We start from the raw sequence: 23843 nt of genomic DNA on the forward strand, positions 1-23843 counted from the left end.
GGACCCGGTGCCGTGCGCGCCGGGCTCGGGGCCCTTTCGCCGAACCGCCGTGCGACGTTCCAGACGCGCATGCCCCACGCCCGAAAGTCCGCATGATGCCACGCCACTCCATCACATTCCGCCACCCTTCCGGGGCCTGACCAGAGCACGACCGCCGGCCTTCACCGCGCGCTGAGTCCTGCTCGGCCCGGCAATGTTCGGTCGCTTCGTCTCTGCCTGCCCCACGCGCGCCCTGTCGGCGCCGTCCAGCCCAGCCATCAAATTTACGTCCAGAGAAGAAAGACCAAACATTGCTGAGAATTGACGATAAGCTTCGCCCGGTCCTGCATGACGTCATCCGCCGCAATGGCGGCGAGCCGGAATTTCATCAGGCGGTGACGGAGGTGCTGGAAAGCCTCGGTCGCGTCGTCGCAAAGCGGCCCCATTATCTGGACAATGCCCTGATCGAGCGGCTGTGCGAGCCAGAGCGGCAGATCATCTTCCGCGTGCCGTGGGTGGACGATAATGGCCAGGTGCAGATCAACCGCGGCTTCCGCGTGCAGTTCAACTCGGCACTCGGGCCCTACAAGGGCGGCATCCGCTTCCATCCCTCGGTCAATGTCGGCATCATCAAGTTTCTCGGCTTCGAGCAGACCTTCAAGAACGCCCTCACCGGCATGCCGATCGGCGGCGGCAAGGGCGGATCGGACTTTAACCCCCGCGGGCGCTCGCAGGGCGAGATCATGCGCTTCTGCCAGTCGTTCATGACCGAGTTGTTCCGGCATCTGGGCGAATATACCGACGTGCCGGCCGGCGATATCGGCGTGGGCGGGCGCGAGGTCGGCTATATGTTCGGCCAGTATAAGCGGCTCACCAACCGCTATGAGGCCGGTGTGCTGACCGGCAAGGCGCTGTTCCACGGCGGCTCGCGCGCCCGCACGGAGGCCACCGGCTATGGCGCGACCTATTTCGTCCAGCGGATGCTGGCGACCCGCAAGCAGAGCTTCGATGGCAAGCGCGTGACCGTCTCCGGCTCGGGCAATGTCGCCATCTACACCATGGAGAAGGTCATCGAGTTCGGCGGCATCATCGCGGCCTGCTCGGACTCGAACGGCTATGTGATGGACGAGGACGGCATCGACCTCGAACTGGTCAAGGAAGTCAAGCTCGTCCGCCGCGACCGGATTAGCGACTATGTGCGCCTCAAGGGCGGCAAGAGTCATTATGTCGAGGGCGGCTCGGTTTGGGATGTGCCCTGCGACATCGCCATGCCGTCCGCCACCCAGAACGAGCTGACCGGCAATGACGCCAAGACGCTGCTCAAAAATGGCGTCATCGCGGTGGGCGAAGGCGCCAACATGCCCTCCACCCCGGATGCCGTGCGGCTGTTCCAGGAAGCCGGCATCCTCTTTGCGCCCGGCAAGGCCGCCAACGCCGGCGGCGTCGCCACCTCCGCGCTGGAAATGCAGCAGAACGCCTCGCGCGACAGCTGGTCCTTCGAGAAGACGGAAAGCCGCCTCGCCTCGATCATGCACGACATCCACGACCGCTGCGCGGAAACCGCCGAGGAATATGGCGCCCCCGCTGACTATGTGCTGGGCGCCAACATCGCCGGCTTCGTCCGCGTGGCCGAGGCGATGGACGCGCTTGGGGTGATCTGACGCGCGGTGGACACACAAAGGCCGCCGGAACACCGGCGGCCTTCGCATGTCTGATCCGATCAGCGCTGGTTCTGGCGTTGACCGCCGCCCTGCTGGTTCTGATCGTCCTGTCCGCCCTGCTGGCGACCGGACTTGTCCGTGTTGGACTGGTCCTGCTGGCCGCCCTGGCCGGGCTGGCGCTGTTGATCATTCTGCTGGTTCTGGTTTGCCATGGTCCATCCTCTCTTGTCGCCCTTGATGGGCATGGGAGAGAAACGGATGGAAGAGCGGCCGGTGCCCGGCTTTGCGACGAATGCCGGAAAAGCGGACGAGTTGAAAGGAGCGTCGGACGGGCCGGGTAGGCCGTCAGCCGATCTGCTTCCAGGCCGACGCGATTTCCGCGATGAAGCCGTGAGCGCTCTCCATCAGGCTGGGATCATTGGCGACGGTCGCCTCCAGCGTCCGGCGGCGCGTCTCGCGGTAGATGGTCGCAAGGCTGATGGCGATCTCGCCGCCCTGATCGAAATCAAGGCTCGTCTCCAGCGCGTGGAGAATGGCGAGCGCGCGCGTCTGCCGGTCCAGGCATTTGTGGCGGTCACCGGCCTTGAGCGCCAGTGCGGCGGTATCCAGCGCGAGCAGCAGCTCGTCGAACAGGATGCGCACGAGCTGGTGCGGCGTGGCGCCCTCGACGCGGCTGCCGCTATCCACCGCCGCATAATGGCGGAGCGCGGCCATCGGCCTCATCGGATGCGAACCCATGTACATACAGCGTATCCCTTATTTGGTGCGTCCAGCGTCTGCGCCCGGACTGTTAGTCGTTGTTCTGGCTCCAGATCTTGACCTGCTGCTCAAGATAGGATTGCGTCGCCTGGAACTGCAGCAGGCGCGTTTGCATCTTCGCGTAGGTCGCGGTGAGCTGGGTGCTGTAGGTGCTGCGCTGATCGCCCAGCTTCTCCAGCTCCTTCTCCAGCGCGGCCTTCTGCTTCCCGTAAATGGCTGCGGAACTGGCGAGCGGCCCTTCGCTGCCGTTCACATAATCGGTGATGTCCTTGAGCGCGCCGGCAATGCCCGGCTGCGTCGCGCTGGGCACGGCAGGATTGAGCATCTGGGTGACGCCTTCGGGGTCAGCCGCCAGCGCCGCTTCGAGCCGCTTGGTATCCAGCGTGAGCGTGCCGTTGCGTTCGGTGCGCACGCCCAGATCGCTCAGCGTGCGATAGGTGCCGCTGTCGGTCAGCGGTTGGGAGACCAGGCCGGCGAGACGACGCGACAGATCCCGCACGCCAAAGTCGCCCGAGAGCAGGCCGGCCGTATCGCCCTGCGCGACCGTCGCATCGTTGAGGGCGCCCTTGAGCTGATTATAGGCGGTGACGAACTCGCGAACGAGATCGCTCATGGTGCTGGTCGGCTGGTCCGTGGCGAGGGTGATCGTCTTGCCCGGCTCCGCCTTGTTGAGGTCGATCTGGATGTTGGGGATGGCGGTGGTGATCTTGTTCGAGCCGAATTCCATATCGACATTGTCGATGCGGATCAGCGCATTCGCGGCGACCTGGCTCTGCGTCAGCGTCCCGGCGGCGCCATCCCAGACGAAGCGCTGGAGATTGGCATCCGCATCGGCCTCGGCAGTGAGCGTGAAGGCCTTGGCGGTGCCGGTCTCGCCCTTGAGCACGAGGCGCGCGCCGGATTGATCGGTGACGATCGAAGCCGTCACGCCGGCATTCGCGGCATTGATGGCCGAGGCAAGGTCAGCCAGCGTGCCGGTGCCGCCGACGGTGATCATCGTCTCGGTGCTGCCCACGGTGAGCTTGAGCGTGCCGGTGCCAGCGACGGCGGCGCTGTCGGCCAGCGCGGCGGACTGGAGTACCTGCCCGGCGGCAAGCTGGCGCACCTCAAGCTGCGCCGGCAGGCCCTTGGGCACGCCGCCCGGAATGAGCGAGACCGCCGCGATGGTCGGATCATTGGAGACCGGATTGCCACGATAGCCGGTGCCCTGCAGCAGGTCGGTCAGGGCCTTGGAGAAGGTCTCGAGCGAGCTTTTGGCGGAGGCCAGCGCCGACACGCGGGCACTGGCGGTATCCAGCCGGGACTGGACGGCACTCTGGCGCGGCTGGAACGAGGCATTGGTGAGATCGGACACCATCTGGGTGATGTTGATCCCGGAGCCGATGCCCAGTGCGCTCGCAATATCCGTCGCCATATCCGTCGTCCTTTCAAGGCTTCAGAACGGCAGCGGCGAGCGCGGCTTTAGTGCCACGGGCAAAGAATCAGGGCAGGCGCATTCAGTCGTCGAACAGCGGCGCGCTTGGCGCCGGAACCCTCAGTGCGAGGCGGCTTCCACCATGAGCGAGGTGACCGATGCCTGCGCCGCCTGGGCCAGCCCGGCCTGCCGCGCCACCGCCTGCGCCACATTGGCGACGAAGGTGACCATCTGCTCGTCGGTCGGCGGCATGGGGAGCATGACGACGGGGCTCGGCATCAATGCGACGATGGCCCGGTCGGCCAGTTCGACACTCGATTCAGCATTGCGGGCCGAGGGCTGGATATGCGCCAGCACATCGGCGATCTCGGCATGGATGCGGGCATAATCGGCAGCGGCGGCGGAGCGTTCGCGATCCCGCAGCAAGGCGGCGCGGGAGGTCTCGCCCTCCGCCCCGCCATGCATGGCACGGGATTGGGAAACGGCAGGCACAGCCAAGGGGCTGCGCTCCGTTGCGCTGGTCACCGGGGTGACAGCCCCGGCGCGGGGCAAGAACTCGTTCATGACACATTGCCTTCTAATGTGTCCCCATCAACAAAAGACGGACGAGTTCGGCTAAGCTTTAATTCACGATATTGCGCCCATCCGCATCGAATCGCATCGCATCGGGCAGATCGATGTGCGGACGGTCCATCTCGGTCGCCATGGCGTGCTCGATCCGGTAGACGAAGGCGAGGATGGCGGCGACGGCCATGAACAGCCGTTCGTCCACTTCCTGCCCCGCGCGCGAGGTGAAGTAGATGGCGCGGGTAAGCTCGGGATATTGCAGCACCGGCCGGCCCTGATCGGCCGCGAGCGTGCGGATCGCCGCGGCGATTTCATCGGAACCGCGCGCGACTACCACAGGCGCCGCATCGCGCCCCGGATGATAGCGCAGCGCGACGGCGAAGTGCGTCGGGTTGGTGAGCACCACCGTGGCCTCTTCCACCGCCTTACGCACCGAGCCGTTGAGCGTCTCATATTGCCGCCGGCGGATCGCGCCCTTGAGTTCGGGAGAGCCTTCCGTCTCCTTGTGCTCCTGTTTCACTTCCTGCTTGCTCATGTTGAGCCGCTTCATGCGCTGGAAGATCTGCGCCGGCACGTCGATGCCCGCGATGAGGAACAGGGCCGCCGCGAGCGCGAGCGTGACGACCACGAAGATGTGGCCCATCTCGCTCATCGCCGGCATCACCCCGGTCTTGGCCATGCCGTGAATCGCATCGAACTGCCGCCACAGCAGCACGCCGCCGATGCTGCCGAGCAGCACCACCTTGGCGAGGGATTTGACCAGCTCGATAATGCCCTGCATGCCAAAGATGCGCTTGAGCCCGTTGATCGGGTTCATGCGCTCCGGCTTGGGCGCGAGCGCGCCGGTGCGGAAGCCGAGCGAGCCAAGCACGGCAGGCGCGGCAATCGCCGCGACGACCGTCGCCAGCAGCACGCCCGCGAGCGGCAGCGCGATGATGGCGAGCAGATGATAGGCGCGCTGCTCCGGGGCGAAGCCCGCAATATCGCCCTGATCGAACCGCAGGGCCTCGGCGAGCATCAGGCGGATGGCGTCGATCAACGCCGGCCCGGCAATCGCGAGCCAGCCGACGCCGGCCATCACCACCATGGCGGTGGAGAGTTCGCGGGACTGGAGAATGTCGCCCTTGCTGGCCGCGTCCGTCAGACGCTTGGCTGTTGGCTTCTCGGTCTTTTCGCCGCCGCCGGAGGCTTCCTGCGCCATGGTTCAGCCGCCCGCCAGCAAGCGGCTCATGTCGAGCCCTTGGCGCAAGGCGTCGCTGATCGCCTCGCCCATGACCGGCGCGGCGATGGCGAGCAGCACGAGGCCGGCCAGCAGCGTCGCCGGCAGGCCGACCGCGAAGAGATTGAGCGACGGCGCGGTGCGCGCGAGCATGCCCATGACGAGCTGGACGAGAATGAGCGTGAAGGTGACCGGCAGGGCGATGATGACGCCCGAGGCAAACATGGTGCCGCCGAACTGCGCGATGCTCTCGAACGCGCTCGCCGGCATGAGATTGCCCGGGGGCAGCGCCTTGTAGCTCATCACGACGTATTGGATGAGCAGCAGATGCCCATCCATGGCGAGCAGCAGGAAGGTAGCAATGATCGAGAGAAAGCGGCCGACGACCGGCGTTGGCTGGCCTGAGAGCGGATCGACCATGGAGGCAAAGCCGAGGCCCATGGCATTGGCGATCGTCTCGCCGGCAATGAACGCCGCCGAATAGCCGATCTGCAAGGCGAAGCCGAGGCTGAGGCCTGCAATCACTTCCGCCGCGACGAGGGCGATGCCGGCGATGCTGGCCAGCCCTTGTTCGGGCAGCGCAAAGGGGGCGCTGTTGAGCGCGGCAATGCCGATCGCGAGGCTGAGTATGATGCGCAGCTGCACCGGCACGGCGGCGGCGCCGAAGATCGGCGCGGCGAGCAATGCGGCGCCGGGCCGGATCATCGCCAGCATCCAGAGCCACAGCTGCGCCTCGAGGCCCGCAAATGCCGGTGCGATCATCTGAGCAGGTCCGGAATCCGCTCGAAGATCTCGCGCGTGAAATCGGCGATGAGCATCAGGATCGCCCCGCCGAACAGCGCCAGCGTCACCGCGACGATGATGAGCTTGGGCACGAAGGAGAGCGTCGCCTCGTTGATCGAGGTCGCGGCCTGGATCATGCCGATGATGACGCCCGCCAGCAGGGCCGGGATCAGGATCGGCCCGGTCGCGAGCGCGGCAACCCATAGCGCCTGCTGGGCGAGGCCGACGAAGAAATCGCCATTTTCCATGATGCGTCCCTTTCCTGCCCGCTCAGGTCGCGAACGAGCCGGCGAGGGAGCCCATGGTCAGCGCCCAGCCATCCACCAGCACGAACAGCAGCAGCTTGAACGGCATGGAGATGATGGTCGGCGAGAGCATCATCATACCGAGCGCCATCAGCGTGGAGGCGACGACGAGATCGATGATGAGGAAGGGCAGGAAGATCATGAAGCCGATCTGGAAGGCGGTCTTTAACTCGCTGGTGATGAAGGCCGGCAGCATGATCGAGAAGGGAATCTCCTCGGGCGAGCGGAAGGCCGGCACGTTGGCGAGGTTCTGAAACAGAGCGAGGTCGTTCTGGCGGGTCTGCTTGGCCATGAAGCCATGCAGCACCTTGCCCGAGCGGCTCACCGCTTCCTCGATGCTGATCTGACCCTCACCATAAGGCGTGTAGGCGCTGGCGGTGATCTGGTCGATCGCCGGGCGCATCACGAACAGCGAGAGGAACAACGCGAGGCCGACGAGCACCTGGTTCGGCGGCGTCTGCGCGAGGCCGAGCGCCTGACGGAGCAGCGAGAGCACGATGATGATGCGCGTGAAGCTGGTCATCATCAGCACCAGCGACGGCAGCACCGTCAGCAGGCTCATCAGGACGAGGATCTGCAGCGAGATGGAGAGCGGGCGCCCATCGCCCGAAACATCGTCGAGCGCGCGGGTCAGCCCGCCCGAGGCAGCGGCAGCGCCTTGCGGCAGCGCGCCGGTTGCGGGTGCCTGCACTTGCGGCGCGGGCGCGGCGGCGGGTGCAGCCGGGGCAGTCTGCGCGAAGGCGGGCTGCGTGAGGCTCAGCGCGGCAAAGAGAAGAGCGCAAAGGAGGATCAGCAAACCCGTGCTCCTGCGGAAGCAGGAGCCCAGGGCAGCTAGGGACAGCGACTGCGCCCTGGGCTCCTGCCTGCGCAGGAGCACTTGGGTAGTCGCCAGAATGGGGTCAACCATGACGGGTTTCGCTCTCCGCGATCTTCTCGACCTTGCCGCGCGAGACGGAGAGCAGCAGGCGCTTGCCCTCGAATTCCACGACCGCGAGCTTGCCGAGCGTGCCCATGGGCAGCACATCGACCAGCTTGACCATCCGATCGCGCTGGCCGGCGCCGAGCATGCCGGGCTGATATTTGCGCCACAGCCACAGCGCGCCATAGGCCATGCCGCCGACCAGCGGCAGCATGATGAGCAGCTTGAGGAAATACCAGGCGAGCGCGCTCATGCGCGGCGCTCGAGCCCGGCGAGGCGCGCCTCGGTGGAGGCGATCTCGACGATGCGCACGCCATAACGGCCGTTCACCGTCACCACCTCGCCCCGGGCGACCAGCGTGCCGTTGACCATGATGTCCAGCAGATCGTCAGCCTGACGATCGAGCTGCACGACGCTGCCCTCGCCCAGATTCATGATTTCGGCCAGACGCAGCTGTGTGGCGCCGACCTCGACAGACATGCGGACGGGAATATCGGCCAGCAGGGCCATGTTGCGGCCCAGACCCATGTCCACCGGTGCGGCGGCCTCAGCCCGGAGTGTTTCGCTCATCTCGCTCATTATGTTGGTCCTCAGGCCAGTTTTTCGATCATGAAGGCGGCACTGCCGTCCTGTTCGCCCACGGTGCCCTGCGCGAAGACGCGGTCACCGACGAGCAGCGGCAATTGCCGCGCGATGTGGATGGGGATGACGTCGCCGGGCTTCAGCGACATCAGCTCCGCCATTTTGAGATTGGGCCGCGCCAGCACCGTGCGGACGGGGAAGCGCACATCGTCCAGCCGGGTGGCGAGACGGGTCCGCCAGACCGGATCGGCCGGCCGCGCCTCGTCCCCCGCCTTGGGCGATCCGACGATCTCCAGCCCGCCAAAGCCGGCCTTGGGATAAATGAACTCGATGATGCGCGGGCGATGATCGCCCATGTCGACCTCGAACCCCTGCACCACGATGGCCGTCTCGCCGGGCATCAGCTGGGCATGGGCCGGATTGGTCTCACGGTTGATCAGCACCGGCTCCAGCGGCGCGATCTCGGCCCAGCATTCGACCAGCGCCGCGATGATGCCATCGGCAAGCCGGGCACCGAGCCGCGTTTCCGTGGGCGTGAACTCGCGCTTGTCGCTGCTCGCGCGGTCGCCCTTGCCGCCATAGAAGCGATCGACCAGCAGCGAGACCAGCGGCGCGTCGATGCGCAGCACCACCGGCCCCTTGATGGGGTGCAGGCGATAGAGCGAGAGGCTGGCGAACTCCGGAGCGCTCGCATCCCACATCATGAACATGGTTTCTTCGAGCGGCAGCGCGGTGACCAGCGGACGCGCGCCCCCATAAGGCTCGATGATCGCGCGCAACCGGCGGCCGACCCGCTCGCCGAGTTTTTCCAGTCCGCTGATCGCGGCGACCGGCTCACTGGTCTGTCGCCCGAGCGCGAAAGGCTGCACGTCATTCATCGTTCATTGTCCCCGTCCGACCCCCGTCGGACACGGCGCTACTGAATAACGAAATTGGTAAAATAAACGTTATCAATGCCGCCGTAGCCCGTCTTTTCCTTCAAAACATCGTTAATAACGGTCAGAAGTTTCGCTTGGAGCTTCTCCTTGCCCTGCGGGGTCGAGAGGTCGAGCTCCTGCTCCTGCGCCATCATCATCAGGATGGCCGAGCGGATCGGCAGCTCATGCGCCTGCACCGCCTCGATCACGCGCTGGTCGTAATAGGTCGACACGGCGATCGAGACCTGCGCGAAGGAGTCACTGTCCGCGAGGTTGGAGGTGAACGGCGCCGGGATCTGGAAATAGGTCGCCTGATAGGCCGAAGCATTGGCCGGGCGGGGCAGATCCACGCCCTTGCCCTCGCGCTCAGGCGCGTGCTGCTCGGCGGCCTTGGCAGCCCAGGTCTTGGCGACCTCCTCGGGCTTCTCGCCGGTCAGCACCAGCTGCGGGCGAAAGGCGTCTTCCGCCGGCCCGCTTTCCTTGTGCATGGAGCCAGCGGCGAAGAACCCCGCGGCCGCGCCACCGCCACCCAGCAGCGCCACGGCGCCCAGGATGATGATCAGCTTCTTCTTGCCGCCGCCCTTTTTCTTGGCGGCGCCGGCGTCCGGTGCGTCACTCATCAATCGATCCCCTTAAGCAAAGCGCACATGCCCGTCGGCACTGTCGCGCGCGGCGACCCTGCTCTCATCGGGCTGGCGAGATTGTTCCCCGGCGACGCGCGGGAACGATGTCCCGCGATCGCCATCCTGTCCGCGACCCTGCTGCTGCATCTGGCTCGCCAGATCGCGCTGGGCCTGGCCCTGAGCCTGATTTTGCGCCTGATTTTGCGCCTGATTTTGGGCCTGCCCCTGATCGCGCGCGGCATCCGAGGAGGCGCCGGCCTTCTCGACCGTGATCTGCCCGAGATGCAGGGTGGCAAGACGTGCATCGGCCTGCAGCGTGCCGCGCCCTTCGTTGAGGCGCCGTGCGGCTTCGTCCGTTTCGGCCGTAAGGCGGATGTCCATGGCGCCGGCGCCCTGGAACACATCGACCTCAAGCCGGCCAAGATGCGGCGGGTTGAGCGAGAAGCGGCTATGCCCGCCGCCTTCCGCCAGCCCGGCAATTTCGCGGGCAAGCCGATCGATCCACTGGCCCGAGACGCCCATGTCGATAATTTGTGCGCCCAGCGCCGAGGCTGCCGAAGGCGCCGCCGGTCCGGCACCACCACCGCTGCTGACAGCGCCGCTCTCGGTCGAGATGCCGACCGGCAGGTCGATCACGAAGCGCTGGGCCATGTCTGGAGCCGGCGCCGCTGCCTTACCGGTCGTGGCGCCCTGCGCCGCCAGAGCATCTGCCAGGCTGGCCCCCTCCGCCTTTGGAGAGTCCGCCCCATCGGCCTTGGGGGCAGCGAGCGCCGCCACACCAGCGGCCACGGTCGCGCCATCCTGCGTTGAAGCGGCGGCCCGGCCTCCCTTGGGTCCGGTCCCGGCGGCGACGTGCGCAGCCATGGCCGGCATGCCGGGTGCGAGCGGGAAGGGAATGACCTGTGCCTGCAGCGGCTGCGCGGGCGCCGCAGCGTTGGTGGCGCCATCATCCGTCGCGGCCGTGTCACCGGCCTCGCCGTCTGCATTCGGCTCGCCTTCGGTCAACGCCAGGGCGGCATCCTGGGGCGGCGGCGCTGTCGCAGCGCCCTGCTGGGCCTGCTGCGCCTGCAGCTGAGCCGCGACGGTAACAGCCTGCTGAGGCTGGCTCGCGAACCGATCGGGGGCTGTCAAAGCCAGCTTTTCACCGCCGACCAGCGCGAGGATATCGGCGCTGAAGCCTTCGTCCGGGGCGCCGGCCGGGCCGGTCGTGGCGGTCCCGTCATTGTCGACGACAAGGCTGAGGCCCGCGCTCCCGGCCGCCGGAGCGTTGCCGTTCAGCGCAGCCAGTTCGACAAGCGCAGCGAACTGCCCGCCCGTGGCGAGGCCCGGCTCCCCGGCCTTCGCATCGGCAGCAGGCGTGCGCCCCGTCATCATGCTGAAGAGCGACGTGATGTTGATCATTCTTCCAGTCCCCTGTTCTGCATCCGCCGGACGCGCGGCTGCGCGGCCAGCCTGGCTTCGCGCAGTGCTTCCCGTGCGGCCTTGGCCTTGTCCTTGAGGCGCTCGGCGATTTCGCGTTCACGATCCGCCACCACCCGTTCCGCATCGCGCGCGTCGATCCGCCGATTGGCATCGAACAGCGCGCCATCGAGCTGCCGGCCGGCGCGTTCGAGGCGGCTGGCGAGTTCGCGCCGCGCAGCGAAGAGTCCACCAATCTGCTGCCCGCTCTGGCCGCACAGCTCTTCGCGCACCTGCGCGATGCGGCGGGCATTGCTGGCAATCTGGCTCGCCTCGTCCTGCGCAAGCGTGAGCGCGGCGACGGCCTGATTATGCTGCACGTCCCGCACCCGGACGAGGCGCTTGCGCGCGGCGACCATGCGGCTCATGCCCCGAACTCCGCGATCAACGCTGCGGCGCTGGTATCGACGTCAATCGTGGACTTGCTGCTCTGGCGCAGGAAGCCCAGCAATTGCTGCCGGCGTTCCACGGCCTCGTCGATGGTCGGATCGTTGCCGGGGCGATAGGCGCCCATCAGGATGAGGTCGCGATTTTCCTCATAGGCCGCCCACAGCCGCCGATAATTGGCGGCGGCGCGCAGATGCTCGTCATCCACGATGTCCGCCATGACGCGCGAGAGCGAGCGCCCGACGTCGATGGCCGGGAAGATGCTCTGTTCGGAGAGGTGCCGCGAGAGCACGATATGCCCGTCGACAATGGCGCGCGCGGTGTCGACGATGGGGTCGTCGGTATCGTCGCCATCGGCCAGCACAGTGTAGATCGCGGTGATCGATCCGCCCGAGCGGCTGTCCACGCCGGCGCGCTCGACAAGGCGGGGGATGAGCGACAGCGCCGAGGGCGGATAGCCCTTCATCGCCGGCGGCTCGCCCAGCGACAGGCCGATCTCGCGCTGGGCATGGGCGCAGCGGGTGAGACTGTCGATGAGCAGCAGCACCTGCTTGCCCCGCGCGCGGAAATATTCGGCGATGGCGGTCGCGCGGGCAGCCGCGCGCAGGCGCAGCACCGGCGGATGATCGGCCGGCACGGCAACCACGACGCTCTTGTTCATGAGCGCGCCGCCGATCTTGGTCTCGAGGAAGTCGCTGACCTCGCGGCCGCGCTCGCCGATCAGGCCGGTGACGATCACGTCCGCCTCGGCGCCAGCAATCATCTGGCCCATCAGCACCGATTTACCGACGCCCGAACCGGCCATGATGGCGATACGCTGGCCGCGCCCGGCCGTGAGCAACGCATTCACCGCGCGCACACCGAGATCGAAGCGTTCCAGCACCCTGCCGCGATCCAGCACATTGCCGCGCACGCCGGCCAGCGGCCACTGGCCATTGGCAAGCACCGGCCCCTTGCGATCGAGCGGCTGTCCCATGGCATCGATGACGCGGCCGATCAGCCCCTCACCGACCTGCACCATGTTGGCGGCGCTGTCCGGCTCGACGCGCGCGCCATTTTCCAGCGGCGCATCCTGATCGAGCGGCACCAGCACGGCGCGGCTGCCCCGGAAGCCGACGACCTCGGCCCGCACCGACGTACCATCGGCCGCACGAATACGCGCGCCGGCGCCGATGGGGCGGGAAAAGCCGGTCACTTCGAGCATCCCGCCATCATGGCCGACCAGCCGGCCGACATGGCGCGGCGCCTGATTGGGCACCTGCATATGATCGAGCAAGCGCGTGGCGCGGGCGAGTTCCGCCTGGATCACAGTCGGCCCTCCATATCATCCATCAGCGCCTTGAGGCGCGCGAGGCGCACGTCGGGGCCATCCTCGATCCAGCCCTCCGCCGTGGCGAGACGGACCGATCCGCGCGGCACATCGGCGCTGGCCGCCAGCGAGAAGCGCAGCGGCTCGGCCTGCAACAGCGGCAGATCCTCGGGGTTGACCTCCAGCCGGGCCTTGGCGTCGTCCGTGTCGATGCAGGCGGCAACCGCCTCGCAGCGCGCACGGAGCACATCGGCGTCGATCGGCACTTCACCCACAATCTGGCCGACCAGACGGATGACCGCTTGGGACAGCAGCGTGGCGAAGGCGCCTTCATCCACTTTGCCGAGCGCCAGAACGGCGGCAGCCAGCTCCCGCCGCGCCGCATCGTCCTGCTCGGCGGCTTCGCGCGTGATGCGCTCGCCTTCCTGAAAGCCCTGCACGAAGGCATCGCGCGCGGCTTCCTCAATGGGGTCGACCGGCGCCTGAACGGCCAGCGTCTCATCATAGTCGCCGCCGGGCCCGCTTCCGCCGGGGAAGGTGACGTTCCAGGCCCGATGGCCCTGCTCCTCGGCATAGAGGTGGCGAAAGCCCCTGCCATCGCGCCCGACGCTGCCGAAATTGCCCCAGCTCTCCAGCGGCGCGGCGCCGCTGACGCTATCGGCCGACCAGATCCTAGACATAGTCGTCGCCCTTTCCGCCCAGCATGATCGCCCCTTCCTCGCCCATGCGGCGCGCCTCGGCGATGATCGCCTTCTGCGCTTCCATCACTTCGGCAAGGCGCATCGGGCCGCGCTCGTCCATCTCGTCCTGAATGGACTGGGCGGCGCGCTGCGACATGCAGCCCAGGATGCGCGTGCGCAGCGTGTCGCTCGCCCCCTTGAGCGCGACGACGAGAATGGCGTTGTCCACCGCCCGCATGAGCGTGCCCAAATCCTTGTCCGACAGGGCCTGCAGATTTTCGAAGACGAACATCTCATCCTCGATGAGCTGGGCGACATTGCGGTCGCGCTTGTTCAGCGCCTTGATGATGCGCTGCTCATGATCCTTGCGGATGTTGTTCATGATCGCGGCGGCCTCGCTGGTGCCACCGCGCTTGGTGGTGCCGGCGGACGAGCGGCCCTGCGCCGGGCGGGAGGCGATGAGCTGCTCCAGCTCGTCCAGCGCCTCGGTGCTCACCGGGCCGAGCGTGGCGACGCGATAGACGACATCGTCCTGCACCTCGGCCGGCAGCAGCTGCAGCGTCGCGGCCGCCACGGCGGGGTCCAGATGGGCCAGCACGATGGCCATGATCTGCGGATGCTCGGGCTCGATGATCGCGGCAATCTCGGCCGGCTCCATCCATTTGAGCATCGAGAGCTTGGTCGAGCGCGTCGGCGGCGTGATGCGCGCGAGCATATTGTCCGCGCGGTCGGGACCGAGCGCCTTGTGCATGGCGCCGCGAATATGCTGCGTCGCCCCGTAGCCGATGGTGGTGCGGCCGCGCGCCTTGGAGACGAACTGGTCGAGCGCGGCATTCACCTCGTCCACCTCGACATCGGCCACGTCATACATGGCGTAACCGAGCTGGCGCACCTCGTCCGGCTCCAGCCGGGAGAGGATCTGCGCGGCTTCGTCTTCCTCGAAGAGCATCAGCAGCACGGCGGCAGCGGCGCTGCCGGTGAGCGGGCGAGCGGCTTCGACCTCAGCCATCGGCCTTCACTCCATCCTTGAGGAGATCGCGAACGACGAGCGCCGCGCGATCGGGGTCCTGCTTCACAAAGTTGCGGATCAGCGTGGCGCGATCGCTATAGTCATGCGTGGCGCTGATCATATCGAGGGTCACGGGCTGAGCGGGGTCATGCACCGCCGCCGAGGCCCGGCCGATCTCGGCCTGGATTTCCGTGCCGATCTGCTGGCCGATCTGCGCATCGAGCACCTGACGCTCCGCCTGCGCGGCGGACCAGCGCTTGAGCAGCGGACGGCCGATGCCGACCAGCAGCAGCAGCGCGACGAGCAGGGCCGAGACGTTACGGGCGAGCATCGCCACCCAGGCTTCCTGATACCAGGGCGTCGCATCGGTGGCGGCGTCCCCGGCGGCTTCGGCGAACTTGCGCGAGGAAATCGCCACCACGTCACCGCGCGCCTGATCGAAGCCGATTGCGCCTTTGACCAGCGCCTCGAGCGCCGCGATCTCCTGCGGCGTGCGCGGCTTGCCATCGGTGCCCTGATCCAGCGCGACGGCGATGGACAAGCGCTGGACGGTGCCCACGGCGTCCCGCGTCACGGAGACTTCGCGGCCCAGCTCGAAGCTGCGGTTGAAGGTTTCGGTCGTCTTGAACGGCGGCATGCCGGGTGCGGGCGGCGTCTGCATGGCGTTGGCCTGTGCCTGCGCCTGCGTCGGCGGCGGGCCGCCCGGATCGGCGGGATTGACCGGCGGATTGGGCTGCAGCGCGCCGGGGATGCCGCCCGGCGTGGCATTGGCATTGCCCTGCGCATCCGTGTTCCAGCTGCCGGTTTCGGCGCGCAGCCGGGCTTCGTCCTGCGGATAGGTTTCGCGCGTGGCCTGCCGCTCGGCGAAGTTCACCTCGGCATGCACCTCGGTCGAGAACTTGCCGGCACCGATGATCGGTGTGAGCAGCGCGGTCACAGCCTGACGGTAGCGATCCTCGATGCGGCTCTGGATCTGGATCTGCCGATCCGTCTCCGCGCCCGCCCCGGTCGCATTGCTGAGCAGGCGGCCATTCTGATCGACGACCGACACCGATTCCGGCGCCATGTCGCCCACGGAGGAGGCGACGAGATGGACGATGGCCTCAACCTGCCCTTCGGACAGCGAGCGGCCATTAGCCAGCTGCAGCATCACGGATGCCGTCGGGCGGGAGCGCTCCCGCAGGAAGATGCTCGGCGCCTCGACCGCGAGGTGGACCCGCGCCTTGGTGACCGCATCGATCGCCTCGATGGTGCGGGCCAGATCCATTTCGCGCGCGCTGCGCAGCTTCTCGCCCTCGACGGCGCGGCTCGCGCCCATCGGCATGGAGTCGATCAGCGTGTCGCCGGTCGGCGCGCTGCGGGGCAGGCCCTCGGCGGCGAGCTTCATCTTGGCGTTGAAATAATCGGTCTCGGCGACGGTGATCGCACCGCTCGTCTGATCGAAATTATAGGCGATGCCGCTCTTGCCCAGCGCCTCGGCCACGGCGGCCTGATCGGCCTCCGGCAAGCCCCGGAACAGGTCACGCTGCGGCGGCTCGCGCAATGCCAGCCAGGCCAGCGCGGCGAGCGCGGCAACGGTGATGAGCCCGATCATCGGCAGGCTGCGCTGCACCGCGGGCTGCTGGAGCAGGCCGGTGAGGCGCAGCTTCATGCCCTGCGCGCCGGCCGCAAAGCCCGCGCCAGACCCGGAGAGGGCGGGCAAGCCGGGCTGCATCGCTGCCTGGTTGCCAGTGGTGGTGGTGATGTTCGCGTCGCTCATCTCATTACACCGGCATGCTCATGATGTCCTTGTAGGCGGACAGGAGTTTGTTGCGGACCTGCAGGGTCGTCTCGAAGCCCACCGACGCCTGCTGGCGGGTCAGCATCACCGCCGCGATGTCCGTGGTCTCGCCGCGCTCATAGGCAGCGGTCGCGTCGCTCGACTGGGTCTGCAGCTTGTTCACGCCCTCGATGGCGCTGCGCATGGCGTCCGCGAAATCGGCGCCACCTGCAGGGCTGCTGGCGGGCGCGCCGCCGGTCGCGGCACCGGCGGCGCTTTTCGCGGCGTCCTGGATCGCGGAGTTACGCTGGAGAATGCTCTGGCGCAGGGCCAGCACGCTATCGACGGAAAGTCCCGACATGATGATGCCTCCTGCGCTTAGCTGGCCAGCGCGAGGTCACGCATTTCAGCGAGACGGTAGCGCAGGGTACGTTCGGAAATGCCAAGGATGCGCGCCGCGCGGGCGCGATGCCCGCCGGTGTCACGCAGGGCGAGGCGAATGGCGTCCATCGCCGAGGCGCGGGCGACATCCTGAAGACGAGCACGGGCCGGCAGCGGCGCGGGCTCGGCCGGAACGGGCGCGGGCATGGCGTTGCCGGCTAGGCTGAGATCGCTCACGTCGATCTGGTCGCCTTCCCGCAGCACGATGGCCCGCTGGAGGACATTGCCCAGCTCGCGGGCATTGCCCGGCCAGCTGTGCGCACCAAGATGCGCCAGCGCTGCGGGCGTCGGCCAGGCAAAGCCGGACTGGCCGCCCTGATGGCGCAGCAGAAACGAGGCGGTGATCGCCGGAATGTCACCCGGGCGGCTTGCGAGCGCGCTCAGGTGCAGCGGCATCACGTTGAGCCGCCAGTAAAGATCCGCGCGGAACCGACCGGCATCGGCCTCCGCTGAAAGATCGCGGTTGCAGGCGGCGACGACGCGCACATCGACCGGGACCGGATGCGTCGCGCCGACGGGAAGCACTTCGCCTTCCTGCAGCGCGCGCAGCAGCTTGGCCTGCAAAGCCAGCGGCAGTTCGGCGATTTCGTCGAGGAACAGCGTGCCGCCATTGGCAGCGAGGAACAGGCCGTCGGACGACGCGCCAGCACCGGTGAAGCTGCCCTTCTTGTGACCGAAGAGCATCGCCTCCATCATGGTTTCCGGCAGCGCGGCGCAATTGACGGCGATGAAGTCCTTGTCGGCGCGGGGGCTCATATCATGAAGGAAGCGTGCAATGCCCTCCTTGCCTGTGCCGGTCTCGCCCTGGACGAGCACCGTCGCATCGCTGGCGGCGATCCGCTGGGCGAGGCGCATCAGCATGGCGCTGCTCTCGTCTCCCACTGCCGGCATCCGCGCGGGGCGGAGCAGTTCGGCGATCAGGGCAAAGGCCATCGCCTTGTCCTGCGCACCGAAGGCAATGCGGGCGGGGAAGCCATTGGAGGCCGGCATGAAGCGCGGCGCGCCCTCGCGCCACTCGATCAGCAGGTCACGACATGTGGCATCGGCAATTTCCTCGGCGAGGAGAATGCGCTGGATCGATTTACCACGCGGCGTGTCCGCGCCCACCGTTCGTACAGAAAAGCAGGCAGTATCGAGCCACACGTCCAGATCCGGCAACAGCCGCTGTACGCGCTGACTCATGTCGACATGCAACATGCGTAAGCCCCCGTTTTGGTCCAGTCCGGGCTCTTGCGAGCCACCCCCGTCTTGCCCGTTAAAAGTGATAAAAAATGCTTAGCATTCGGTTAACGACGGCGAACCATTGCCGCAGTGCGGCAGGATTTTGCCGACCGTCTGAAGGCGCGAAAATCATGTCGCGCTTGACGTGCAGAGCCTCCGCTCTCCCTCTCGACGAACCATCCCGCCGCACTTTGTTGCAAAATATATCGTTTTATTTCATTATATTAATCGGTGATTTCGGGAAATTTGAGACGGTCACCTAAAGCTCCTGAGGCCTTATCCGTTCTGTGGTTTCGAGGCCGCCACCGCCAAAGGGCAGCGACCCTCAGTGAAGCGGGAAAGGAAACCACATGACTGTTATTGCATCCAACGTGTCCGCGATTCGGGCCCAGAATGCCTCGGCCGCTGCGAATCAGGGCCTGTCGCAGGCCATGGAGCGCCTGTCCTCCGGCAAGCGCATCAACACCGCGAAGGACGACGCCGCCGGCCTCGCCATCGCCACCAAGATGACCGCCGAAGTCCGTGGCCTCGCTGCCGCACGCCGCAACGCCAATGATGGCCTCTCGCTGGCGCAGACCGCTGAAGGCGCGCTGGGCGACATCTCCAACATGCTGGTCCGCATGAAGGAACTGGCTGTGCAGGCGAAGAACGGCACCAACGACACCGCCGCTCGTGACAATCTGCAGGCGGAAGTCACCGCGCTGACCGACCAGATCGCTAAGGTGCAGGGTCAGGAGTTCAACGGCGTGGCCCTGTTCAGCGCGACGGCCACCTCGATCCAGGTCGGCACCGGCTCGACCGACACTGTCTCGGTTGACACCTCGACCGTAACGACGGCGCTCACCGCGCTCGCCACCGCCGCACCGAACATCGGCGGCGCCGGCACGACGATCGGTGCAGCGATGACCGCCATCGACACGGCGATCGAAGCGGTTGCTACCGGCCGTGCCAATCTCGGTGCCACGCAGAGCCGCCTCGAATCGGCTGCCAGCAACCTGACCACCACGATCACCAACCTGTCCGACGCCCGTTCGCGGATCGAAGACGCCGACTTCTCCGAGGAATCGACGGCGCTCGCCAAGAACCAGATCCTCAGCCAGGCCTCCACGGCGATGCTCGCTCAGGCGAACCAGAGCCAGCAGGGCGTGCTCAGCCTGCTCCGCTAAGGGCAGCACCTAAGATCGGACGGCGAGGGTACTGGTCCACACTCGCCGGCCCGGTTGACCCCCGGCACCATAGAGTCCCCATCGTGCCGGGGGTCAGCATCCCCAACAGGGAATATGGAAACCCTTCGCTCCCCCGGGCGGAGGGTTTCTTCTCCTGTAGGCGAGCGAGGCGCCGGCCCCCGGCGGACAAGCGAGAGGTGTTGATCGGGCACGTGGAGCGCGCATGAAGGCGCCGCTCGCCAGCCTGATGCTCATGCGGACATGCAATGGGCGGAGGCCAGAAGGGGAGTGGCCAGCCATGATCCCTTCCATCGCACCACCACTCCGTTCGCTTCGAGCGAAGTCGAGAAGGGTGAAGCGTACCGTGTCTCGACTTCAGCCTTCGGCTGAAGTTTATCCTGAGCGCCCGCCCTGCGGGCAGTCGAAGGGCTCGACACGAACGGGAGGTTAGGCGGCGTGGACAAAATTCCGAGCTTGGGAAAACAGTGTCGGTTCCGCTCCGATCCAGCACGTGGCGTGCCAAGGATCCACTTCCGTTCGTCCTGAGTAGCTGCTGAGCCTGTCGAAGCGGCGTATCGAAGGACCGCCCCGCCCATCCGGGCAGAGCGCTATTCCTCCGTGGTAATCAACACCGCTTCGCCAACCACCAGAAAGAGCAGGAACGGCGCCCAGGCCGCCAGCATCGGGGGGTACACCCCCAGATTGCCCATGGAGAGCGCGAAATTATCGGCCACGAAGAAGGCGAAGCCCAACGCCATGCCGATCACCGCGCGCACGAACAGCTTGCCGGAGCGTGCAATACCAAAAGCGGCGACAGAGCCCAGCAACGGCATGAGCAATGCCGACAAGGGCCCGCTGATCTTGTGCCAGAGCGACCCTTCGAGCGATGCAACCGGGCGCCCCGCCTCGCGCAAGGTATCGATCGCCTCGCTCAGATCGGCAAAGGACATGGCGTCGGGATCGACCGAAGACAGCGTGAACTGGTCCGGCGTAACCCCCTTGCCGACAACCATCCGGTCGACATGGCGGCTGACCCCGCGCACGACATCGAACACGCGGATATCCTCAAGCAGCCAGCCATCCGGGGTAAAGCGCCCGTGCTTAGCGTAGACGATGGAGATCAGGGCGTTGTTATGCCGGTCATACACGTTCACGTCCTGCAGCCGCACGGCATTGCCGCGGCCGGTGATCGTCCCGGCCCGGATGAGATCATCCTCGTGCCGCACCCAGACATTGCCCTTGACCCCCGGGTCCGAGGGGATGGGACCGAACTTGGCGGCCTCCCAGGCGGTGAGCGTCGCGGTGGCGCGCACCACTACCCGCTCGTTGAACACATAGCTGATCGCCGCCACGGCAAGACTGGCCAATATGAGCGGCGCGAGAATCTGGTGGGCCGAGAGCCCGCCCGACTTCATCGCCACAACCTCGCTATTGGCATTGAGCGTCGCCAGCGTGATCAGCGTGCCGAGCAGCACCGAGAAGGGCAGGAAGCGGGAGATGATCTGCGGCGCGCGCAGGCTGACATATTGCCACAGCTGCGCATCGCCATTGCCGGGATAGGCCAGCACCTTGCCTGCCTCACTCAGCAGATCGAGCATCTGCAGGATAAGCACCAGCATCGCCAGCATCGCCAGGCAACGCAGCAGGAAGGTCTTGCCCAGATACAGCGCCAGCGCGCGGGAAGGGAAGAAGTTGAGCAGCATGGCCTACCCCCGATGTGCCTTGCGGTAACGCCGGTCGCCGAACCATTTGAGCAGCGACTTGAACAGGCCGAGCAGCTTGGCGAACTGACGATCCAGCGCGCCGATGGGCTGGCCGCCGGGCACATAGGCGGTCTGATAATAGAGCCAGGCGATGATCCCGGCGAAAATGAGGAACGGTCCCCACAGGCCCAGAAACGGATCGATCCGGCCCAGTGCGCCCAGCGACTGCATCGTCTGGTTGATCTTGTGATAGGTGACGATGAAGACGATCGACAGGAAGACGCCGAGCGCGGAGGTCGAGCGTTTCGGCGGGATCGCGAAGGCAATCGCCGCGAGCGGCAGCAACATCATCATCGCCACTTCCACGACGCGGAAATTGAAGTTCGACCAAGCCTGCGCCCGGCCGAGCGCCGTATCGCGGCTGAGGCCGGCGCGGAACAGCTCCGGCAGGCTCAGTTCCACATCGCCATCGCCCCGCGTGCGGAACTCCTCGATCTTCGGCAGCGAGATCGGCAGATCGTGGTTGGAGAAGGAGAGGATGCGCGGCTCGGTGAAGCTGGGCGAATTATGCACCAGCACGCCATCGGTAAGGCGCATGATGATCGTATCGGGGTCGTCGGTCGCCAGGAACTGGCCGCGCGCGGCGGTGACCGCCAGCGACTGGCCGCCGTCACTGTCCATGCGCGCGAAGATGCCGCTCAGCTTCTTGCCTTCGTCCTCGCTCTCCTCGATGCGGATGGTGATGCCGTCGCCCAGCTTGGTAAACTCGCCGACCTTGATGGACGCGCCCAGCGCGCCCGATCGCAGCTCGAACCGCAGCCGCTCATAGGCATATTTACTGTCCGGCTGGATGAAGCCAACGATGGTCAGGTTCAGGATCGCCAGCGCGATGGCGTACATATACGGCACTTTGAGCAGTTTCGTATAGGAGAGGCCGACGCCGCGCAGAATATCCAGCTCCGAGGACAGAGCCAGCTTGCGGAACGCCAGCAGGATGCCGAGCATGAGGCCGATGGGGATGCCAAGGCCGAGATATTCGGGCAGGAGATTGGCGAGCATCCGCCACACCACGCTCACCGGACCGCCCTCGGTCGCGACGAACACGAACAGCCGCTGCATCCGGTCCAGCACCAGAAGCATCGCCGCAACGATGAGGCTTGCGAAAAGCGGGACCGCGATCAGCCTCGCCATGTAGCGGTCCAGAGCGGTCAGCATGAGAGTCCGCAGGTTCCTTGAGCCGGTTCAGGTGGCCCGGCCGGAAGGTCCGGACACGGCAAGGCCGTAAGCGGGATGCGCCCGCGCCGCAACCTTAGAGTGTATCAGCGCCCGCCAGATCATAGCGCCACGCGCCAGCCGGAGCCGGGAAGGCGCCCGGTCGTGCGACCAACGGGCGGCTTGACCGGGCTGTGACAGGCCCGGCCGGTCGATCAGCCAGCGATGGTGCCCGTCATCCGGCCCGCCGTGGCGAACATCTCGAGAATCTGGCCGACCTGCTCGCTCGAATGCTCGGCGCAGAGCGAGCAGCGCAGCAGGAAGGTGCCGGCCGGCGTTGCGGGCGGGCGCGCCATGTTCACATAGAGGCCCAGCTCCAGCAGCGCCTGCCACATCGCCACGGCCTGCGTCTGGTCGGTGAGGATGACGGCGATGATCGCCGATTGCGGCGTCTTGGTGCCGAGCGTGAAGCCGAGATCGATCAGCCCCTTGTGCAGGCGGCGGCTGTTCTCCCACAGATGCGCGCGCTTCTCGCTGGCGTGCATCAGCTTGCGGATTGAGGTCGCGGCGGTGGAGACGACGCTCGGCGGCAGCGAGGCGGTGAACACATAAGGCCGGCAGACCAAGCGCATCACATCGAACTTGGGATGATCCGAGACGCAGAAGCCGCCGACCGTGCCGACCGACTTGGAGAAGGTGCCGACGACGAAATCGATCTCCTTCTCGACGCCCTGCTCCTCATAGACGCCACGGCCATTGGGGCCGAAGAAGCCCATGCCATGCGCCTCATCGACGAGAATCATGCAATTGGGGTGCTTGCGGATCGCGGCAACCATGTCCGGCAGCGGCGCGACGTCGCCGAGCATCGAATAGACGCCCTCCAGCACGACCAGCTTGAGCGCATCGGCCGGCAGGCGCCCGAGGCGCTTGTCCAGATCCTCCACGCTGTTGTGGCGGAAGCGCACGATCTCGGCATTGCCGAGTGCGCAGCCATCATAGATGCTGGCATGGCTGTCGGCATCCAGCACGATGTAATCGCCCTTGCCGGCCAGCGTGGAGATCATGCCGAGATTGGCCTGATAGCCGGTCGAGAACACCATGGCATGTTTGGTGCCATAGAAGTCCTTGAGCGCATCCTCGCAGGCCTTGTGGGTCTGGTAGGTCCCGTTGAGCACGCGGCTGCCGGTGGTGCCCGATCCGAACTCGTCCAGCGCCTTCTTGCCCGCCGCGACCACGTCCGGGTCGAAGGTCATGCCCATATAGTTATAGGTGCCGAGCAGGATCGTCTCCTTGCCCTTGATCACCGCAAGCGTGGGCGACTTCACTTCGTCCATCACGATGGCGAAGGGATCGCGCACACCAGTCGCCAGCAGCGCCTCGCGCTCGGCGATCAGGGGGTCGAACTTGGAGAACAGGTCCTTGTCGGCCTCCGCCACGCGCATGGTGGTTTCTGCCCCGTCGATCACGCTCGCCATGGCTTCAGCCCTCCGCCTTCAGCTTCATCACCGCATCGACGAGCTGGCCGACCGTCTCGATCTCCGCCTGCATGTTCATGGTGATGATGATCTCGAACTCGTCCTCGATCGCGGCGACGAAATCCATGACGGTGAGGCTGTCCCACTCCAGGTCGCCAGCGAAGGTGGTGCTGTCGCTCAAGGCGACGCCCTTCTTGTTGAAGGGTTCGATCTGCGCTGCGATCTGCGCGTAGACGTCCTGACGGTCCGACATGGCTGCGACTTTCTTTCCGTAATAGCCCGATAAGGCCCTGTT

At 66.4% G+C, this 23843-nt stretch carries 26 protein-coding genes; 2 read left to right on the forward strand and 24 right to left on the reverse strand.

Annotated elements, in window-relative coordinates; translation table 11 throughout:
• The first annotated feature begins 290 nt into the window (after positions 1–290).
• Positions 291–1640, forward strand: a complete 1350-nt coding sequence (gene gdhA / locus M2335_RS00440) for an NADP-specific glutamate dehydrogenase (protein WP_264576881.1) — start codon at positions 291–293, stop codon at positions 1638–1640.
• Positions 1641–1699: 59 nt separating this feature from the next.
• Here gdhA and M2335_RS00445 read toward each other — a convergent pair whose 3' ends face one another.
• The 20 genes from M2335_RS00445 to M2335_RS00540 all read right to left on the reverse strand — a co-directional run bounded on the left by M2335_RS00445 (position 1700) and on the right by M2335_RS00540 (position 17968).
• Positions 1700–1852 (reverse strand): hypothetical protein, encoded by a 153-nt coding sequence (locus tag M2335_RS00445; RefSeq protein ID WP_264571511.1) that lies wholly within the window; start codon positions 1850–1852, stop codon positions 1700–1702.
• Between the two features lie 133 nt (positions 1853–1985).
• Positions 1986–2354 (reverse strand): flagellar export chaperone FliS, encoded by a 369-nt coding sequence (fliS, locus tag M2335_RS00450; RefSeq protein WP_264576883.1) that lies wholly within the window; start codon positions 2352–2354, stop codon positions 1986–1988.
• Between the two features lie 76 nt (positions 2355–2430).
• Complete coding sequence (gene fliD / locus M2335_RS00455; RefSeq protein ID WP_264571513.1) at positions 2431–3813, reverse strand: flagellar filament capping protein FliD; 1383 nt, start codon at positions 3811–3813, stop codon at positions 2431–2433.
• Positions 3814–3933: 120 nt separating this feature from the next.
• Positions 3934–4377, reverse strand: coding sequence for a hypothetical protein (locus tag M2335_RS00460; RefSeq protein ID WP_181560888.1), 444 nt, complete (start codon positions 4375–4377; stop codon positions 3934–3936).
• A 58-nt stretch (positions 4378–4435) separates the two neighbouring features.
• On the reverse strand, positions 4436–5581 hold the full coding sequence (locus tag M2335_RS00465; RefSeq protein ID WP_264593451.1) for a flagellar biosynthesis protein FlhB: 1146 nt from the start codon (positions 5579–5581) through the stop codon (positions 4436–4438).
• A 3-nt stretch (positions 5582–5584) separates the two neighbouring features.
• Positions 5585–6361, reverse strand: a complete 777-nt coding sequence (gene fliR, locus M2335_RS00470) for a flagellar biosynthetic protein FliR (RefSeq protein ID WP_181560890.1) — start codon at positions 6359–6361, stop codon at positions 5585–5587.
• Entirely contained in the window at positions 6358–6630 is a 273-nt protein-coding gene (fliQ, locus tag M2335_RS00475; protein ID WP_181560891.1) for a flagellar biosynthesis protein FliQ, read from the reverse strand. Before fliQ ends, fliR begins: the two co-directional genes overlap by 4 nt.
• Before the next feature lie 22 nt (positions 6631–6652).
• Complete coding sequence (fliP, locus tag M2335_RS00480; RefSeq protein WP_264593452.1) at positions 6653–7483, reverse strand: flagellar type III secretion system pore protein FliP; 831 nt, start codon at positions 7481–7483, stop codon at positions 6653–6655.
• A gap of 103 nt (positions 7484–7586) precedes the next feature.
• Entirely contained in the window at positions 7587–7859 is a 273-nt protein-coding gene (locus M2335_RS00485) for a flagellar biosynthetic protein FliO (RefSeq protein ID WP_181560893.1), read from the reverse strand.
• Positions 7856–8185 carry a flagellar motor switch protein FliN gene (fliN, locus tag M2335_RS00490; protein WP_181560894.1) on the reverse strand — a complete coding sequence of 110 codons (330 nt, stop codon included), beginning with the start codon at positions 8183–8185 and terminating at the stop codon, positions 7856–7858. Before fliN ends, M2335_RS00485 begins: the two co-directional genes overlap by 4 nt.
• Positions 8186–8196: 11 nt before the next feature.
• Positions 8197–9066 carry a flagellar motor switch protein FliM gene (locus M2335_RS00495; protein WP_264593453.1) on the reverse strand — a complete coding sequence of 290 codons (870 nt, stop codon included), beginning with the start codon at positions 9064–9066 and terminating at the stop codon, positions 8197–8199.
• A 38-nt stretch (positions 9067–9104) separates the two neighbouring features.
• Positions 9105–9725 carry a flagellar basal body-associated protein FliL gene (gene fliL, locus M2335_RS00500; RefSeq protein WP_264571515.1) on the reverse strand — a complete coding sequence of 207 codons (621 nt, stop codon included), beginning with the start codon at positions 9723–9725 and terminating at the stop codon, positions 9105–9107.
• 12 nt (positions 9726–9737) lie between these two features.
• Positions 9738–11129 carry a flagellar hook-length control protein FliK gene (locus tag M2335_RS00505; protein ID WP_264593454.1) on the reverse strand — a complete coding sequence of 464 codons (1392 nt, stop codon included), beginning with the start codon at positions 11127–11129 and terminating at the stop codon, positions 9738–9740.
• Positions 11126–11554: a hypothetical protein gene (locus M2335_RS00510; RefSeq protein ID WP_264576889.1), complete on the reverse strand. Its 429-nt coding sequence runs from the start codon at positions 11552–11554 to the stop codon at positions 11126–11128. The genes M2335_RS00505 and M2335_RS00510 overlap by 4 nt, the downstream gene beginning before the upstream one ends.
• On the reverse strand, positions 11551–12882 hold the full coding sequence (locus M2335_RS00515) for a FliI/YscN family ATPase (protein WP_181560899.1): 1332 nt from the start codon (positions 12880–12882) through the stop codon (positions 11551–11553). The genes M2335_RS00510 and M2335_RS00515 overlap by 4 nt, the downstream gene beginning before the upstream one ends.
• Positions 12879–13562 carry a flagellar biosynthesis protein gene (locus M2335_RS00520; RefSeq protein ID WP_264576891.1) on the reverse strand — a complete coding sequence of 228 codons (684 nt, stop codon included), beginning with the start codon at positions 13560–13562 and terminating at the stop codon, positions 12879–12881. Before M2335_RS00520 ends, M2335_RS00515 begins: the two co-directional genes overlap by 4 nt.
• On the reverse strand, positions 13555–14571 hold the full coding sequence (fliG, locus tag M2335_RS00525; protein WP_264571519.1) for a flagellar motor switch protein FliG: 1017 nt from the start codon (positions 14569–14571) through the stop codon (positions 13555–13557). Before fliG ends, M2335_RS00520 begins: the two co-directional genes overlap by 8 nt.
• Positions 14564–16330 (reverse strand): flagellar basal-body MS-ring/collar protein FliF, encoded by a 1767-nt coding sequence (gene fliF / locus M2335_RS00530; RefSeq protein ID WP_264593455.1) that lies wholly within the window; start codon positions 16328–16330, stop codon positions 14564–14566. The genes fliG and fliF overlap by 8 nt, the downstream gene beginning before the upstream one ends.
• A 4-nt stretch (positions 16331–16334) precedes the next feature.
• Entirely contained in the window at positions 16335–16691 is a 357-nt protein-coding gene (gene fliE / locus M2335_RS00535; protein WP_181560903.1) for a flagellar hook-basal body complex protein FliE, read from the reverse strand.
• Between the two features lie 17 nt (positions 16692–16708).
• Positions 16709–17968, reverse strand: coding sequence for a sigma-54 interaction domain-containing protein (locus tag M2335_RS00540; RefSeq protein ID WP_264593456.1), 1260 nt, complete (start codon positions 17966–17968; stop codon positions 16709–16711).
• 374 nt (positions 17969–18342) lie between these two features.
• Between M2335_RS00540 and M2335_RS00545 the strand changes: the two genes are divergently transcribed.
• Positions 18343–19158, forward strand: coding sequence for a flagellin (locus M2335_RS00545; RefSeq protein ID WP_181560905.1), 816 nt, complete (start codon positions 18343–18345; stop codon positions 19156–19158).
• Between the two features lie 608 nt (positions 19159–19766).
• On the opposite strand, the gene lptG is transcribed toward M2335_RS00545, so the two are convergent.
• The 4 genes from lptG to M2335_RS00565 form a co-directional block, all read right to left on the reverse strand.
• Entirely contained in the window at positions 19767–20861 is a 1095-nt protein-coding gene (gene lptG, locus M2335_RS00550; protein WP_264574122.1) for an LPS export ABC transporter permease LptG, read from the reverse strand.
• Positions 20862–20864: 3 nt separating this feature from the next.
• Entirely contained in the window at positions 20865–22076 is a 1212-nt protein-coding gene (locus tag M2335_RS00555; RefSeq protein ID WP_264593457.1) for an LptF/LptG family permease, read from the reverse strand.
• A gap of 212 nt (positions 22077–22288) precedes the next feature.
• Entirely contained in the window at positions 22289–23548 is a 1260-nt protein-coding gene (gene spt, locus M2335_RS00560) for a serine palmitoyltransferase (protein WP_264593458.1), read from the reverse strand.
• 4 nt (positions 23549–23552) lie between these two features.
• Entirely contained in the window at positions 23553–23801 is a 249-nt protein-coding gene (locus tag M2335_RS00565; protein ID WP_181560908.1) for an acyl carrier protein, read from the reverse strand.
• Positions 23802–23843: the final 42 nt, after the last annotated feature.

The sequence above is a fragment of the Sphingobium sp. B12D2B genome (assembly GCF_025961775.1).
Lineage (GTDB): Bacteria > Pseudomonadota > Alphaproteobacteria > Sphingomonadales > Sphingomonadaceae > Sphingobium.